This is a genomic window from Streptomyces boetiae, assembly GCF_031845405.1.
Lineage (GTDB): Bacteria > Actinomycetota > Actinomycetes > Streptomycetales > Streptomycetaceae > Streptomyces > Streptomyces boetiae.
On the sequence record NZ_JAVREN010000024.1, the window covers coordinates 16277 to 32656 of the forward strand.

14 protein-coding genes are annotated in these 16380 nt (G+C 74.4%); 8 read left to right on the forward strand and 6 right to left on the reverse strand.

From position 1 onward, the window contains the following. The first annotated feature begins 61 nt into the window (after positions 1-61). From RM780_RS16860 to RM780_RS16870, 3 genes are all read left to right on the forward strand, one after another. The gene (locus tag RM780_RS16860) at positions 62-334 is read left to right on the forward strand and encodes a hypothetical protein (RefSeq protein ID WP_311631557.1); all 273 of its coding nucleotides are present in this window, start codon (positions 62-64) and stop codon (positions 332-334) included. After that, positions 331-738 (forward strand): hypothetical protein, encoded by a 408-nt coding sequence (locus tag RM780_RS16865; RefSeq protein WP_311631558.1) that lies wholly within the window; start codon positions 331-333, stop codon positions 736-738. Before RM780_RS16860 ends, RM780_RS16865 begins: the two co-directional genes overlap by 4 nt. Positions 739-929: 191 nt before the next feature. Continuing rightward, positions 930-2552, forward strand: a complete 1623-nt coding sequence (locus tag RM780_RS16870) for a serine/threonine-protein kinase (RefSeq protein ID WP_311631625.1) — start codon at positions 930-932, stop codon at positions 2550-2552. Here RM780_RS16870 and aztA read toward each other — a convergent pair. Continuing rightward, the gene (gene aztA / locus RM780_RS16875) at positions 2468-3277 is read right to left on the reverse strand and encodes a zinc ABC transporter ATP-binding protein AztA (RefSeq protein WP_311631559.1); all 810 of its coding nucleotides are present in this window, start codon (positions 3275-3277) and stop codon (positions 2468-2470) included. The genes RM780_RS16870 and aztA overlap by 85 nt on opposite strands. 82 nt (positions 3278-3359) lie before the next feature. Between aztA and aztB the strand changes: the two genes are divergently transcribed. From aztB to RM780_RS16900, 5 genes are all read left to right on the forward strand, one after another. After that, positions 3360-4172, forward strand: coding sequence for a zinc ABC transporter permease AztB (gene aztB, locus RM780_RS16880; RefSeq protein ID WP_311631626.1), 813 nt, complete (start codon positions 3360-3362; stop codon positions 4170-4172). Next, complete coding sequence (locus RM780_RS16885; RefSeq protein WP_311631560.1) at positions 4172-5404, forward strand: WD40 repeat domain-containing protein; 1233 nt, start codon at positions 4172-4174, stop codon at positions 5402-5404. The genes aztB and RM780_RS16885 overlap by 1 nt, the downstream gene beginning before the upstream one ends. Further along, on the forward strand, positions 5401-6396 hold the full coding sequence (aztC, locus tag RM780_RS16890) for a zinc ABC transporter substrate-binding protein AztC (protein WP_394812994.1): 996 nt from the start codon (positions 5401-5403) through the stop codon (positions 6394-6396). Before RM780_RS16885 ends, aztC begins: the two co-directional genes overlap by 4 nt. A gap of 110 nt (positions 6397-6506) precedes the next feature. Further along, positions 6507-7733, forward strand: coding sequence for a zinc metallochaperone AztD (aztD, locus tag RM780_RS16895; protein WP_394812995.1), 1227 nt, complete (start codon positions 6507-6509; stop codon positions 7731-7733). Between the two features lie 65 nt (positions 7734-7798). Continuing rightward, positions 7799-10924 carry an ATP-binding protein gene (locus RM780_RS16900; RefSeq protein WP_311631562.1) on the forward strand — a complete coding sequence of 1042 codons (3126 nt, stop codon included), beginning with the start codon at positions 7799-7801 and terminating at the stop codon, positions 10922-10924. Here RM780_RS16900 and RM780_RS16905 read toward each other — a convergent pair. The 5 genes from RM780_RS16905 to RM780_RS16925 all read right to left on the reverse strand — a co-directional run bounded on the left by RM780_RS16905 (position 10905) and on the right by RM780_RS16925 (position 16093). Further along, a complete protein-coding gene (locus RM780_RS16905; protein ID WP_311631563.1) occupies positions 10905-11696 on the reverse strand; it encodes an ABC transporter permease in 792 nt (263 codons plus the stop codon). The two genes, RM780_RS16900 and RM780_RS16905, sit on opposite strands and share 20 nt — an antisense overlap. Further along, positions 11693-12655, reverse strand: coding sequence for an ATP-binding cassette domain-containing protein (locus RM780_RS16910; RefSeq protein WP_311631564.1), 963 nt, complete (start codon positions 12653-12655; stop codon positions 11693-11695). Before RM780_RS16910 ends, RM780_RS16905 begins: the two co-directional genes overlap by 4 nt. Before the next feature lie 77 nt (positions 12656-12732). Then, positions 12733-13311: a hypothetical protein gene (locus tag RM780_RS16915; RefSeq protein ID WP_311631565.1), complete on the reverse strand. Its 579-nt coding sequence runs from the start codon at positions 13309-13311 to the stop codon at positions 12733-12735. Positions 13312-13328: 17 nt separating this feature from the next. Next, on the reverse strand, positions 13329-15668 hold the full coding sequence (locus tag RM780_RS16920) for a hypothetical protein (RefSeq protein WP_311631566.1): 2340 nt from the start codon (positions 15666-15668) through the stop codon (positions 13329-13331). Further along, positions 15668-16093, reverse strand: a complete 426-nt coding sequence (locus RM780_RS16925; protein ID WP_311631568.1) for a hypothetical protein — start codon at positions 16091-16093, stop codon at positions 15668-15670. The genes RM780_RS16920 and RM780_RS16925 overlap by 1 nt, the downstream gene beginning before the upstream one ends. Positions 16094-16380 lie beyond the last annotated feature (287 nt).

The following is a 16380-nucleotide window of genomic DNA, read 5'->3' on the forward strand; positions in this document are numbered from 1 at the left end:
ACCTGGACTCGGTCCGGGCGTCAGACTGGGCGTCGACGGCCACCGGAGTATGATTCTCAGTATGACTGCGAAGCGGGTGACTGTCACCATCCCCGAGGAGCTCCTGCGCTCTATCCGTGAGCGCGTCGGAGAGCGCGAGCTGTCGGCCTACGTCACTGAGGCCCTGGCTCATCAGGACCGGATCGATCGCCTCGGTGAGCTGTCCGACTGGCTCCAGAGGGAGCACGGCGCCGTGACGGACGAGGAGCTGGCCGAGGCCCGCCGGGTGCGCGAGGCGGCCCAGTCCCGCATCGCCGCGCAGATCACCGCAGCGCAGCAGGACGACGCGGCGTGAGCGCCGCCCCTCTGGTCTATGTCTTCGACAGCGAAGCGCTCTCCAGGGCCGTGCGGGGAGACCGGACGGTCATGGCTCTCATCGAGGAGGCCCGACGCGAGGGCATTCCCGTTGTCGTCACGCCCATGACGGTGGTCGAGGCCGATGACGGACGCGTTCAACAGGCCCGATGGCACTGGATCATGTCGCGCCTGGTGATCCATCCCCTCGGAGCGGAACAGGCCAGATCGGCCCAGCAGCTACGGCGAGCCACCGGCATGCACGGCCACAAGTACGTGATCGACACCTTCCTTGCCGTCACCGCACTCGATCAGCCGGGTGCCGTGATCGTGTTCACCTCGGACGTGGACGACCTGTCCAAGCTCCTTGCGGACCGGCCCCTGGTGACTGTGCAGAGCATCTGATCGGCAGGTCACGCCCAGTGTCAGACCCCTCCCTCACACTGGGTTCATGACATTGTGTAATCAGACCACCGCATCGCGTGTGCGGTCCGTGCTTCTATGCTTGCCCACGCGCCGCCGGACGGCGGCGTCATGTTCCTCGGGGGGTAATCGAGTTGAGCGTCGAGCCGCTGACCGGTGGCGATCCGCGTCAGGTGGGGCCGTTTCGTCTGCTGTCCCGGCTGGGGGAAGGGGGGATGGGGCGGGTCTACCTCGGGCGTTCGCCGGGTGGGCGGACCGTGGCCGTGAAGATGGTGCACTCCGGGATGCTGGGCATGCCGGGCTTCCGCGAGCGCTTCGCGCGCGAGGTGCGGGCCTCGCAGGCCGTTTCGGGGACGGGCACGGTGCCGGTGGTCGCGGCCGACCCGGACGCCGAAGTGCCGTGGCTGGCCTCGGCGTACGTGCCCGGGCCCTCGCTGGCCGAGGCCGTCGCGCGGTACGGGCCGCTGCCGCCCGCCTCGCTGCGGCGGCTGCTGGCGGGGCTCGTGGAGGCCCTGGGCTCGGTGCAGGCCGCCGGCCTGGTGCACCGGGACCTGAAGCCCTCGAACGTCCTGCTGTCCCTGGACCGGCCGCGCCTGATCGACTTCGGGATCGCGCGGGCGGCGGACGACAGCGGGCTGACACGCACGGGGGCGGTCATCGGCTCGCCGGGGTACATGTCGCCGGAGCAGGTGCAGGGGCAGCAGCTCACCGTCGCGAGCGACGTGTTCTCGCTGGGCGCGGTGCTCGCCTTCTCCGCCACCGGGCAGTCGCCCTTCGGGGACGCCACGGGCGTGCAGATGCTCTTCCGGCTCGTGCACGACGAGCCGGACCTGACGGGCGTTCCCGAGCCGCTGGCCCCGGTCGTGCGGGCCTGCCTGGAGAAACGGCCGGAGCTGCGGCCGTCGTTGAACGACCTGCACGCCCGCGCGGCGGCGGAGGCGGGCGGCGGCGCGGACGGGCGTTCCGACTGGCTGCCCGCGCCGATCGCGGCGGCCATCGCGCGCAAGGCGGAGGAGCTGCTGAACCTGGACGTCGCGGAGGAGGCCCCCGCGCAGGCGGCCCCGGCCGAGTACCCCGCACCGGCGACGCAGACGCAACCCGGCTTCGCGGCGACGCCCGCGCCCGGCCACACGCCCGCGCCCGGCCACACGCCCGTTCCGGGCCACACGCCCGTGCCCCAGGGGTTCGGGGAGCCCACGCGTGGGCCGTGGAACCCGTACGGCACTCCGCCGCCCGGTGGCGGGCCGACGCCCGCGTGGCCCGCGGCCTCCGCGCCCCCGCCGGCCCGCCGCAGGCGCGGGCCCGTCGTGGTGGCGGTCGCGGCGGCGGCCGTGCTGGTGGCGGGGATTCTGGTGGCGGCCAACCTCGGGGGCGGGGACGAGGAGCCGAGCGGCGGCGAAGGGCCGTCGGGACTCTCGGCAAGCTCCGACGCGCCCTCGCAGGCCGCCGAGGGCACCGCCGCCGTGGCGGGGGAGTGGACCGGCAGCTACACCTGCACCCAGGGCGAGACGGGCCTGACCCTGACCATCGAGGAGGCCGGGGGCGACGCGCTCACCGCGACCTTCGCGTTCTACCCGCTGCCCTCCAACCCCGAGGCGGAGCAGGGCTCGTTCGCCATGACCGGCACCCTCGCCGGGGGACAGCTCGACCTGCGCGGCGACCACTGGATCGACCAGCCGGGCTCCTACCTGATGGTCGACCTCACCGCCCCCTACCCCGGCTCGGACCCGAACCGCATCGAGGGCGAGGTCGTCTCCACGCTCGGCGCCTGCACCTCGTTCACCGTGACCCGCTGAGGCCGGGGGACGGCCCAGGCGCGGTCCAGGGCCGCCGGGGTCAGGACGGCGGCGGGCGGGCCCTCGGCCAGCAGGCGGCCCCCGGCGAGCAGCAGGCAGTGGTCAGCGGCCAGCGCCTCGTCCAGGTCGTGGGTGGCCTGAACGACCGTGGTCCCGGCGGCCGTTGACTCCGCGAGCACGGCGCGGATGCGGTCCTGGGCGGGCCGGTCGAGGCCGGCCGCCGGTTCGTCCAGGAGGAGGAGGCCGGACTCCTGGGCCAGCCCCTGGGCGACCAGGGCGCGCTGACGCTGGCCGCCGGAGACCGCGCCGAGCTGCCGCCCGGCCAGCTCGCGGATGCCCAGGCGCTCCAGGCAGGCGTCCACGGCGGCGCGGTCGCGGCGGGTCAGCGGGCGCCAGGGCCCGCGCCGGGCCCAGCGGCCCATCGCCACGGCCTCGCGAACGGTCAGGGGCAGGGCGTCGGAGGCGGCGCTGCGCTGCACGACGAAGGCCGGGCGCCCGGCGCCGGGGCGGCGCTCGACCGTGCCCGAGGCGGGGCGGATCACCCCGGCCAGCACGCCGAGGAGCGTGGACTTGCCGGAGCCGTTCGGCCCGACCAGGGCGGTGAGGGCGCCGCGCGGGACGCGGGCGGTGAGGCCGCCGAGCGCCGGCGGGCTGTGGCGGCCGTAGCCCGCGCGCAGATCACGGACGGTGATCTCGGCGGGGGCTTCGGCGGCGTTCGGAGGCATGGCGGCGATCCTTCGCGGTCTGGTTGCCGGACTGGAAACCGGGCTGGACATGAAAATGATTGTCACTATAGTCTGCCTGGCCATGGAGTGGTTGCTTGAGCCGTTCGCGGTCTCCTTCGTTCAACGGGCGCTGTGGGGCGGCGTGTTCGTGTCGCTGATCTGCGCTCTTGCCGGGACGTGGGTGGTGCTGCGGGGCATGGCCTTCCTCGGGGACGCCATGGCGCACGGGATGCTGCCCGGCGTCGCGCTCGCCTCGCTGCTCGGCGGGAGCCTGTTCCTGGGCGCCGCGCTGAGCGCGGCGGCGATGTCACTGGGCGTGAGCGCGCTGGGGCGTTCGCGGCGGCTGTCGCAGGACACGGCCATCGGGCTGCTGTTCGCCGGGATGCTCGCGGCCGGGGTGATCCTCGTCTCGCGCTCGCAGTCCTTCGCGGTGGACCTGACCGGCTTCCTCTTCGGTGATGTGCTGGCGGTCCGCGACCGCGACCTCGCCCTGCTCGCCGGGGCGTTGGCGCTGGCCGCCGCCATCGCGGCGGCCGGGCACCGGGCGTTCACCGCCCTGGCCTTCGACGCCCGCAAGGCGCACACCCTCGGGCTGCGGCCGGCGGTGGCGCAGGCGCTGCTGCTGAGCCTGCTGACCCTGGCGATCGTCGCCTCCTTCCACGTCGTGGGCACGCTGCTGGTCTTCGGGCTGCTGGTCGCGCCGCCGGCCGCCGCGTGGCTGTGGGCGCGGCGGATTCCCCTGGTCATGCTCGGCGCGGCCGGGCTCGGCGTCCTCGCCACGGCCGTGGGACTGCTGGTGTCCTGGCACGCGCAGACGGCGGCGGGCGCCACGATCGCCGCCGTCGCGGTGGCGCTGTTCTTCGTGTCGGCGGGCCTGCGACGGGCGGTGGCGTGATGCGGCGGCGGGGAGCGGGAACGGCCGTGGCGGGCGTGGCCCTGCTGCTGGCGGTGGCCGGGTGCGGCGCGGACGGGAACGGCCGCGGTCCCGAGGGCGCGGACGCGTCGGCCACCGACGGCGTTCCGCACGGCTACGTGCCCGGGGCCGAGGAGGCCGCCGAGCCGCAGCACCGGCTGGTGCTGGCCGACCCCGGCGGCGGCGAGGTGCGCGTGCTCGACCTGCTCACCGAGGAGGTCACGGACGTGGCGCGCGCCGAGGGCGCCGAACGGGCGCTGACGGACGGCCGGTTCGCCTACCTGGCGGGCGCCGACGGGACCGTGCGGATCGTGGACAGCGGCGCGTGGACCGTCGACCACGGGGACCACGCCCACTACTACCGCGCGGGAACGGGGCCGCGCGAGGTCGGCAGCGTGTCCGGGGCGGGCCCGGTGGCCGGGGTGTTCGCCGGGCACGAGCGGGTGGCCGTGACCTTCGGGGACGGGACGGTGCGGCTGCTGGACCGCCCGGCGCTGGAGGCGGGGGAGGTCGCGGAGGCCGAGGGCGCGGGCACGGTGGAGGCGGCGGCCGGGACCGCGGCCGTTCCCTACGCCGGGCACGTGCTGGCCGTCGCCCCGGGCTCGGACGTTGTGCGCGCCTACCCGGAGGAGGGCGGCGGCGGGGACGCCGCCGAGGCCGGAAGCTGCCCGGGGGCGCGCGGCGCCGCGGTGACCCCCCGCGGCGTGGTCTTCGGCTGCGCGGACGGCGCGCTGCTGATCGCGGAGAACGACGGGGGCGGGGACGGGGCGTTGGCCCAGGAGCGGATTCCCTACCCCGAGGGGACGCCGGCCCCGGAGCGCGCCGGGGAGTTCGCCGTGCGGCCGGGCAGCGCCACGCTCGCCGCGCCCGCCGGAGAGCGCGGCGTGTGGACGCTCGACCTGGCCGAGCGCGCCTGGACCCTGACCGAGACCGGCCCGGTCGTGGCCGCCGTGGCGGTCGGGGACGGGCGGACGCTGCTCGCGCTCGGCCCCGAAGGCGTGCTGCGCGCGTACGACATCGGCAGCGGCGAGCGGACCGCCGAGCGCGCGCTGGGCGGCGGCGCGGCCGGCATCGAGCTGGACACCAGCCGGGCCTACGTCAACGACCCGGAGGCGGGGCGCGTGTACGAGATCGACTACAACGACGGGCTGCGGGTGGCCCGCACCTTCGAACCGGGCCTCGCGCCCGGCCTGATGACGGAGACGGGCCGATGAGGGCCCGGGGCGCGCGCAGGGCGCGCGGGGTGCGTGGCAAGCACGGGGTGCGCGGCGGGCTGTGCGTGCTGGCGCTGGCCCTGGCGGCCGGGTGCGGGCTGCTGCCCGCCGATCAGCAGTCCGGCTCCTCCGGGATCGTCGTGACCACGAACATCCTCGGGGACCTGACCCGGAACATCGTCGGCGACGAGGCCGAGGTCACCGTGCTGATGGGCCCGGGCGCCGACCCGCACTCGTTCGCCATCTCGGCCCGCCAGGCCGCGCGGATCGAGGACGCGGGGCTGCTGATCCACAACGGCCTGGGGCTGGAGGAGGGCGTCGCGCGCAACGTCCGCGCCGCCGAGGAGGCGGGGGTCCCGGCCCTCGCCGTCGCAGAGGAGGCCGATCCGCTGCCGTTCGCGGAGGAGGCCCATGAGACCGGGGGAGGTGCCGAGGAGGGCGGGGACCTGGACCCGCACTTCTGGACCGACCCGGCGCGGGTGCGCACGGCCGTCGGCCTGATCGCCGACCGTGTGGTGGCAGCAGTGGACGGCGTGGACGCCGACGCCGTGCGCGCCAACGCGCAGGAGTACGCCGCCGAGCTCGGGCGGCTGGACGCCTGGATGACCGAGGAGTTCGAGGCCATCCCGCCCGAGCGGCGCAGCCTGGTCACCAACCACCACGTCTTCGGCTACCTCGCGGAGCGCTACGGCTTCGAGGTCGTCGGGGCCGTGATCCCCAGCGGAACGACGCTCGCCTCGCCGAGCGCCGCGGACCTGGAGGCGCTGGCCGGGGCGATCCGGGAGGCGGGCGTTCCGGCCGTCTTCGCGGACTCCTCGCAGCCGGACCGGCTGGCCCACGTGCTGGCCGACGAGGCCGGAGTCGAGGCCGAGGTCATCTCCCTGTACTCCGAATCCCTCACCGGGCCCGGCCAGGGGGCCGCCACTTACCTGGAGATGATGCGCGCCAACACCGAGGCCATCGTCGCCGGGCTCGGGAGCGGCAGCGGCTGAACGGCCGTGCACAGCAGACGACTTCGGGCGGCGCCGACCGCGTCGCCCGCCCCCCACCCCACCCACTTCGCCCACCCCACGCACGACCGAGAGAGAGCGGGACGACCCGAATGCGGTACCGAACGACGCAGCACAGAGTGAAGCAGTACAGAAGGAGCGCCGCGGCGCTGACGGCCGCGGCGGCCACGCTGGCCGCGCTCAGCGCGTGCGGGGACGAGTCCGGGGACGGACGCGACCCGGGCGCGGACGCCTCCGGCTCGCCGGCCGCGGCCACCGTCGCGGAGCCGCTCGTCGTCACCTACGACGGCGGCCTGCTGGTCATCGACGGCGAGACCTTCGAGGTCGCGGAGAACATCCCCCTGGAGGGCTTCAACCGCGTCAACCCGGCCGGGAACGACCGGCACGTCCTGGTCTCCACCCCCACCGGCTTCCGGGTGCTGGACGCCGCGGCCGGCGAGCTGACGGAGGACGAGTTCGCGGCGGCCGAGCCGGGGCACGTGGTGCGGCACGCCGGGCGGACCGTGCTGTTCGCGGACGGCTCGGGCGAGGTCACCAGCTTCGACCCGGCCGCCCTCGGCACCGGCGACGGGCTGCCCGAGACCGAGACCCACACCGCCGCCGACCCCCATCACGGGGTGGCCATCGAGCTGTCGAACGGCGAACTGCTCCTCACCCTCGGCACCGAGGAGGAGCGCTCCGGCATCCTCGTCCTGGACGAGAACCGCGAGGAGATAGCCCGCAGCGAGGACTGCCCCGGCGTGCACGGCGAGGCGACGGCCCAGGGCGAGGCCGTCGTCATCGGCTGCGAGGACGGCGTCCTCGTCTACCGGGACGGCGTCATCACCAAGGTGGACAGCCCCACCGAGTACGGCCGGATCGGCAACCAGGCCGGCTCCGAGGAGTCCCCGGTCGTGCTGGGCGACTACAAGCAGGACGCCGACGCCGAGCTGGAGCGCCCGGAGGTGGTCTCGCTGATCGACACCGAGGCCGGCACCCTCACCCGCGTGGACCTCGGCACCAGCTACACCTTCCGCTCGCTGGGCCGCGGCCCGCACGGCGAGGCACTGGTCCTCGGCTACGACGGGCACATCCACGTCATCGACCCCGAGAGCGCCGAGGTCGTGAACACCATCCCGGTGCTCGACGGGGAGTGGCAGGAGCCGCTGGAGTGGCAGCAGCCGCGCCCGGCCCTGTTCGTGCGCGGCCACGTGGCCTACGTCTCCGATCCCGGCGCGAACGAACTGCACGCCGTGGACCTGGAGTCCGGCGAGGTGACCGACACCCTGGCCCTCCCGGAGACCCCCAACGAGCTGAGCGGCGTGGCCGCCGGCGAGTGACCGCCGGGCCGCCGGGCCCTGGCTGTCCCGTCGGGCCCCGGCTGTGCCTTGGCTACCCTGCACCGGTGACCACCGACCTGACCCTGCTGCCGCGCGTCGCCTACCGCGGACAGGAGGTCACCGCGCCCCGGCTGCGCGGGCTGCTCGCGCTGCTCGCGAGCGACCTGCGCACCGGGGCGAGCACCGAGCGGCTGGTGGCCGGGCTCTGGCCCGAGGAGCTGCCCGAGCGGCCCGGGAAGGCGCTCCAGGTGCTCGTCTCCCGGGCGCGGGCGCTGCTGGGCCCGGACGTTCTGGTGAGCACCCCGACCGGGTACCGGCTCGCCCTCGCCCCCGAGCAGGTGGACAGCTCCGCGCTGGCGCTGCACGCCGCCGCGAGCGCCGAGCGGGCCAGGGCCGGGGACCACGCCGGGGCGCTGGCCGAGGCCGAGGCCGGACTCGCGCTGTGGGAGGGCACCCCGGACCCCGGCGACCCCGGCGATCCCGTGGCCGCGCTGCGGGCCGAACGCACCCCGGCCGCCCGCGCGCTGGCCCGCTCCCGGGCGCTCGCCCTCGCCCGCCTCGGGCGGCACCGCGAGGCGGCCGGGCCCCTGGCCGAGGCCGCCGCGGCCCACCCCCGCGACGAGGAGGTCCTGGCCGGGCTGCTGCGCGCCGAGGCCGCCACCGCCGGACCGGCCGCGGCGCTGACCCGCTACGAGACCTACCGCCGCGCGCTGCGCGACGACCTCGGCACCGACCCCGGACCCGCGCTCAAGGCCGTCCACCAGGAACTGCTCGGCGGCCAGGCGCCCGCCGCGCGCCACGGCGTGCTCCACGAGCCCAACCCGCTGCTGGGGCGGGAGAAGGACCTCGCCGCGGTGGAGGCGTTGCTGCGCACCTCCCGCGCCGTCACCGTCCTGGGGCCCGGCGGGCTCGGCAAGACCCGCCTCGCGCACGCCGTCGCCCGCCGCGCCGGACGGCGCGCGGTCTACTTCGTGCCCCTCGGGGGCGTCACCGCCGACGCCGACGTCGCCGCGCAGGTGGCCTCCGCGCTCGGCGCCGCCGAGGGACGGCACGCCGCCCTCGGTGGCCACGCCCCGGCCGACCCCCTCGCCGCCATCCGCGCCGCGCTCGGCCCAGGACCCGCGCTGCTGGTGCTGGACAACTGCGAACAGGTCGTCCGCGGCGCCGCCGCCCTCGTGCACGCCCTGGTCTCCGCAACGGCCGACCTGCGGGTGCTCGCCACCAGCCGGGCCCCGCTCGGCCTGGGCTCCGAGGCGGTCTACACCCTGCCCGAGCTGGACGCGGACACCTCCGCCGAGCTGTTCGCCCAGCGGGCGCGGGCCGCGCGGCCCGGCGTGGACCTGCCGCCGGAGGCGGTGGCCGGGCTGTGCCGCCACCTCGACGGGCTGCCGCTGGCCGTGGAGCTCGCCGCGGCGCGGGTGCGGGTGCTGTCCGTGCCGGAGATCGCCCGCCGCCTCGGGGACCGGTTCGCGCTGCTGCGCGGCGGGGCGCGGGACGTTCCCGAGCGCCACCGCACGCTGCACGCCGTCGTGGAGTGGAGCTGGAACCTCCTGGACGAGGACGCGAAGGCCGCGCTGCGCACCCTGTCCGCCTTCCCCGGCGGCTTCTCCGCGGAGGCCGCCGAGCGGGTGCTGGGCGAGGACGCCCTGCCGCTGCTGGAGGCGCTGGCCGGCCAGTCGCTGCTCACCGTCGCGGACACCCCCTCCGGGGTGCGCTTCCGGATGCTGGAGACCGTGCGGGAGTTCAGCGCGGCCCGGCGCGCGGAAGCGGGCGAGGACGAGGCGGCCACCGCCCGGTTCCTCGCCTGGGCGCGGGACTTCGGCGTCGCGCACCACGACTGGCTCTTCGGCGTCGAGCCGCGCCGCGCCTGGCTGCTGATCCGCGCCGAGCAGGACAACCTCGTCACCGCCCTGCGGCACGCCCTCGCGCGCGCCGACCACCCGGCAACGGCCGCCCTGACCGCCGTCCTCGCCGCCCTGTGGTCCACCGACGTCAACTACCACCGCCTCACCGCCCTGGCCGCCGACACCGGCCCGCCGCTGTCCCACTACCGGCCCGAACCGGCGTACGTGGAGGTCGCCCGCGCCGCCGCGGTGGTGTGCGCGGTCGGCCTGTTCGTCGGCCAGGGCCCGCACGCCGTGCGCCAGCTCGCCACCCTCCGCCGGCTGCCCCCGGCCCCGCCCGACACGCTGCTGCGCGCCATCGCCGTCGTGATCGCCGCGATCCCCGGGATGAGACCCCCGGACTACGGCGCGTTGCGTCAACTCTGCGCGGACGAACGGCCGCTGATCGCGGGAACCGCCGAGTGCGCGGCCAGCTACGTCTGGGAGTACGAGCACGACATCGAGGCCGCGCTCGCGTCGGGCCGCCGGATGCTCACCGCCCTCGGCCCGGCCGCGAACCCGACCATGCTGCTGATGGGCCACGCCCGGCTGAGCGAGCTGTGCCTGAAGACGGCGCGCGGCCAGGACGCGTACGCCCACCTCAAGGCAGCCCTCGCGGAGCTGCCGCGCATCGGGGACGAGCAGGACTACCTCGGCCTGCGCTGGGGCCTGGTCCTGGCCTGCCTCCAGCGCGGCGACCCGGAGGAGGCCGGGCACTGGCTGCGGCAGGCCGAGGGCGAGGGCGCCGTGCGGGAGGACGCCGTCTACAGCCCCGACCTGGGCGCGCGGGCCGAGATCGCGCTCTCCCGGGGGCTGACGGAGGTCGGGCTCGGCCTGTGGCGCAACGCGGTCGAGCGGATGGCGGGGGCCGGCTCGGCGTACGGTGGCGGCGACCCGTGGCTGGACCCGTGGGCGTTGCAGATCCAGGCGGCGGCGGTGACCGCGCACGCGCACGCCGGGCGCCTGGCGCTGGTCGCGGAGCCTGTGGAACGGCTGCGCCGCCGCCTGCCGGTGCTGCTGGCCGATTCCCCCTCGCCCCTGGCGTTGCCCCTGATCGGGACGGTGCTGCACGCGCTGGGCGCCACCGGACTCGCGTCGGGCGACGCCTCCGCAGTGCGGATGCTCGCGCTGGCCGAACGGCTGCACGTCCTGCGGGAGTTCCAGCCCACCATGTCGGCGGAGCGCGCCCGGCGGGCGGCCGAGGACGCCGACCGGGCGGCGTACGCCGACGCGGTGTCGGAGTACGCCGCCCTGGAGCGGGACGAGCTGCGGGACGCGGCCCGCGCGCTCACCTCGGGTCGCGGTTGAACAGGGCCGTGGCCCAGCGGTAGCCGAGCGCGGCCAGGACCAGGCACCACGCCACCGCGATCCACCCGTCGTTGCCGATCTCGCTGCCCAGCAGCAGGCCGCGCAGGGTCTCGATGGCCGGGGTGAACGGCTGGTACTCGGCCACCGGCCGGAACCAGCCCGGCATCGCGTCCACCGGGACGAAGGCGCTGGAGATCAGGGGCAGGACGATCAGCGGCATGGCGTTGTTGCTGGCCGCCTCGGCGTTCGGGCCGGCCAGGCCCATCGCGACCGCGATCCAGGTCAGCGCCAGGGCGACCAGCGCCACCAGCCCGAAGGCCGCCAGCCACTCCAGGGGTGTGGCGTCGGCGGAGCGGAAGCCGATGGCCACGGCCACCGCGCCGACGAGGACCACGCTGGCCATCGACTGGAGCACGCTGCCCAGGACGTGCCCGATGATCACCGAGCCGCGGTGGATCGCCATCGTGCGGAAGCGGGCGATGATGCCCTCGCTCATGTCCATCGACACGGACACCGCGGCCCCGACGACCGTGCCGCCGATGGTCATCATCAGGATGCCCGGAACGATGTAGGCGATGTAGTCGGAACGGTCCGCGCCCCCGCCGCCGATGCCGGCGCTCATCACGTCGCCGAAGACGTAGACGAACAGCAGCAGCAGGACGATCGGCGTCAGCAGCAGGTTGAGGGTGAGGGAGGGGTAGCGGCGGGCGTGCAGCAGGTTGCGGCGCAGCATCGTGGAGGAGTCGCGCACGGCGAGGGCGAGGGTGCTCATCGGACGGTCTCCTCGGTCTTGTCGGTGCCGCCGGTCAGGGCGAAGAACACGTCATCCAGGTCGGGGGTGTGCACGGTCAGTTCGTCGGCCTCGACGCCGGTCGAGTCGAGCCAGTCGAGGATGGAGCGCAGCTCGCGCTGGGTGCCGTCGCTGGGGATCTGCAACGCCAGCGCCTCGTCGTCCCGGCTGACCTCGCGCAGCGCCGTGGCGGCGGCCCGGTACGCGTCCGGGTCGGAGAACCGCAGCCGCACGTGCCCGCCCGGGATGAGCCGCTTCAGCTCCTCCGCGCTGCCCTCGGCGGCGATCCGGCCGTCGTTGAGCACGGCGATGCGGTCGGCCAGCTCGTCGGCCTCCTCCAGGTACTGGGTGGTGAGGAAGACGGTGACCCCGCCGGAGACCAGCTCGCGGATGACGCCCCACATGGTGTGGCGGCTGCGCGGGTCCAGGCCGGTGGTCGGCTCGTCGAGGAAGATGATCCGCGGGCCGCCGACCAGGGTCATGGCGATGTCCAGGCGGCGCTTCATGCCGCCGGAGTAGGTGGCGGCCGGCTTCTTCGCGGCCTCGGCCAGCCCGAAGCGTTCCAGCAACGCGGCGGCGGCCCGGCGGCCCTCCTGCTTGGGGAGGTGGTGCAGGTCGGCCATGAGGAGCATGTTCTCCTCGCCGGTGATCAGCCCGTCCACGGCCGAGAACTGGCCCGTCACGCCGATCGCCCCCCGCACGGCCTGCGGCTCGGCGGCGAGGTCGTGCCCGCCGACCCGTATCTCCCCGCCGTCGGCGGAGGTCAGCGTGGAGAGGATCTTGACCACGGTGGTCTTCCCGGCCCCGTTCGGCCCGAGCAGGGCGTACACCGACCCCTGCGGAACGGCCAGATCCACCCCGCCGAGCACGGCCTTCCCGCCGTACGCCTTCCGCAGCCCCCGGGTTTCGATGGCGAGTTCACGCGATGTTGTCGTCGTCATGGGCCCCACTGTGCGGCGGCCCGCTTTCAACGCGCCTTCACGCGGGTTTCAGCCCTCGGCCGCGCCCACCGGCCGCATCACGTGCCGGGGCAGGCGCCGGGCTCCATGTGGGCCAGGAAGGCTTCGGTGTAGGGCCCGATCACCTGCGCGAGGGTTTCGCTGTGATCCTCTTCCTGGCCGGTGGTGTCGATCGCTACCCCGAAGCCGACGTAGTCCGGGAGGTCCCCGGGGCAGGGAACGTACGCGATGGCCCGGTCGCTCCACACTTGAGCCTCAAACGGGCCGTCCGGAAGGGATTCCGAGCCCTCGGATCCGCCTTCCCAGTTGAGCTCCTCGATGACCGCCGCCACTCCTTCGGATCTCGTCCTCTCAGCAGTAACAGCGACTGCGCTGATCTCATCGACCCACACATGACAGCCTAGTGCGGGGTCGAAGCTGCCGTCTCCTGCCGCATCCAGGAATTCGCCGTCCTCCTCGATCGCTTCGCCCGGGGGAAACAGCGGATCGAACAGGTCCCTGTCGATTTCTACGCCGCAGAGCGCGTCGGGGATTTCGTACGATCGCTCCTCCTCCGAGGAGGGTTCTCCCCCTGAACAGGCCGACGCCAGAACCAGTATGGGAACGAGCAGCCAGGCGTCTGCGAACCTTTTCTTCATCGATCACTCCGAGCTTCCTAGGGCGCTGAGAAGTTCCGTGTCGTGCCGCCGTCGTAGCCATCGCCGGCCCGGTCGACAAGACTCTGGCTGATGGCCTCGATATCGTCCGGGCGGTGTTCAGCCCGGGAAAAGGCGGAGGAAACGGCCTCCCATGCGATCTCCTGATAGCGCGTCCGGGCCCGGCCGAACTGGTTCTCCGAGTCTTCCTGTGCGGCGGCCGAGTTGTCCTCGTGGTACATGTCCCGGACGGCATCGACCACGTCCGATTCCAGCGCGTCCATCAGTGACGCCGTTCCAGGCGCTGGGCCGCCCATGCCGGCGTAGATGGCCGTGTTCAGGCCGCGGTCCACCCACATCGCGATCTCGTCCACGCGCGCGTTGTGCGCGGCGTCGGCCTCGATCCGGTCCGTGTACAGCGCCGTGGCATGAGCGTCCGACAGGATGCCCGCGACCTGGCCGCCGCGGAACACGACGCTCTCCAGCGCGTCGTTGCGGAAGGCGTCGTCCGAGTAGTCACCGTTGGCCGCGATCTCCGCCGCACCGAAGAGCTGCGACACATTCGCCGCCGTCAGCCGCTCGTACGCCTCCTGGTTCTGTCCCAGATCCCACAGCAGCGAGCCGCTGTGCTCGATGTCGAGGGCCACCTCGGGATCGGTGACGGCGACACCGTCCGAGCTGCCGTTGACCGCGTTCTGAAGGTCCGCGATGTACTCCGCGCCGATGTGGCCGAGCATCGGGGCGAATTGGCCTCCGTTGTCGGCGACCCGCGGGCGGTCGGCGGCGAAGGAGTTCCAGACGTGTTCGGCGATGTTCCGGTTGGCCTGGGAGTGCTGGTCGTCGGGCCAGACGGGATCGCCGGGGAGGACGCCCGTCGCGGCGACCTCCACGGCCGCCACCAGGCCCGGCGACTGGGGGAACTGGCCCTCGAACATCGCCGCGAAGTCCTGGGGATCGCCCAGGCGTACGGCGCGGCGGCCTCCCTCCTCGCCCTCCGCCGGGTCTCCGCCGAGAAAGTAGTCGAGGCGGCTGGTGTCCCCCTCGGGACCGGGGTCGAACCAGGCCGTCACCGCGTCCGGGCTGCGCTCGGCGCCCAGGCCCAGGAGCCGGTCCACGGGGTCGTTGCGCGGGTCGAGGCCGCCCTCACCCTCCTCGCCGGTGTAGCGGTTGCCCGCCCACGCCATCGGGTTGTCCCGCTCCTGCTCGATCATGCCGTCCAGCACGTCGGTGAAGAGATGACCGTCGAGGTCCCCTTCCGCACGGTCGAGGAGGTCGAGGGCCACGTCGTAGCCGATCCGCTCGTCGCCGACGTCCGGCAGCCCGAAGGGCATGGCCTGCCAGTGGAGCTGCCGTGTGCCCGCCTCCCGCAGATCCTCCAGCCGCTCCTGGTAGCGGTGGCCCTCGCCCGTCCGGAGCCAGGCGTTCCACGCCTGGGAGCCGTGCGGCTCGGAGGCGAGGTGGTCCGGCGGCTGCATGGCCGTGGAGAACGCCGTGCCGAGCCGGTTCTGAAGGTCGCCCACCGGGACGTCGGCGCTGTCCAGCCTCGTGGCGCTGTCGTCGACGCGCTGCGAGAGGCGCAGGAACTCCTCCATGCCCAGGGAGTCGATGACGGCCTGCGCGAACAGCGGGTCGTCACCGTGCTCGATGAGCAGGTCGCGCATGGCCGCGGCGTTCGCGGCGGTGACCTGCCCCTCGCCACCTGCCAGGCGGGCGAAAGTCTCGGCATCCGCGAGGGTCTGGACGCGCTGCGGGTCGTCGCCGTCGTTGTAGGCGGTGTCGCTGAACGAGCCCCGATCGGTCGCGATGATCTCGCGCAGGGCGCGGACGGCCACCTCGTGCGCCTCGGTCGCGGTCTCCAGGGCGCGCCGGATGCCGTTCTCCGTGGCCCCCAGGGCGTCGATCTGCTCCGGCGTCAGCTCACCGTAGTTGCCCAGGCCCACCACAGCGCCGCCCACGGCACCCGACGCCTCGGCCAGGCTCTGGTGCGGCGGGTCCATCGTGCGGGCCACGCCCTCCGCGTCCACCCGCACCCGGCGGCCCCCGGCCTCGGCGACCACGCTCTCCAGCGCGCCGCGGCTCTCCCTCAGCGTCGACCACAGGTCCTGGAGCAGGGAGTGGATCGCGCGCGCCTGCTCGAACCCGAAACGGTACTTTCGGGATGTCGTGGCGATGAACGGCCGGGTAACGCTCGCGTTCTCCCCGCGCCACTCGGCGCCCTCCGCCGCGCCCACCATGTCGCGCTGGGCCCGGCCGGCCATGTCCTCGAAGGAGTCCCGCACCTGGGCCCACTGCCGCACCGCCTCCTCCAGGGAGCCCAGCCGCAGGGAACTGAGCTGCCGGAAGGCGATGGGCCCGGACATCAGTGGCCACCCCCGCCGGCGCCGCCTCCGCTGCCCTCGCCGTTCCCGGCCAGGCCGAACAGGCGCAGCACATCCTGGTTCGCCTCGATGCCGTCCGCCCCGGCCGGGCCCTCGGCGATCCGCAGGACTGAGGAGCTGATCGCGCTCTCCGTATCCGCGAAGGTCCGTACCGTGCCATCGAGGTGGCCGGAGATCCGGGCCGTGTCCCGCTGGAGCTCGGCGCACTGGCGCTGCCAGCCCCGCGCCAGCTCGGCCAGCGCCCAGCCCGCCTTCAGCTGCACCTGGTCGAAGTCGCCGGCCGCCGCCTGCGTTTCCGGCACGGCGGCAGGCCCCCGCGCCGTCAGGTCCTCGTACAGCGCGCTCGCGGCCGTTCGCACCGGCTCCAACTCCCTGGCACTGACCGCGAGATCAGGCTGCTCCGCCATCCCCTCCCCCTTCCACCCGCGCGGACGGCGCACTCCGCGTCGAGCGCTCTTGTTCCCCACCCTGCATGGCCGTTGACGTATGTGCGTTTGCTTACCGTAGCAAGGGGGCTCCTTTGCACGGTGAGTGACCGTACGCGTCGGTGCGGACCGTAACACCTTGCACCGGTGAGTGACCGGCGTCGTAGGATGGCGGGGATTCCCGGGGGGTGTCGGTGGTTCGGGAGGGGAGGGGCGCGGTGACGAACGATCGGAATACGCCCGGCTCGCGGCCGGACTTGGTCGTCTCG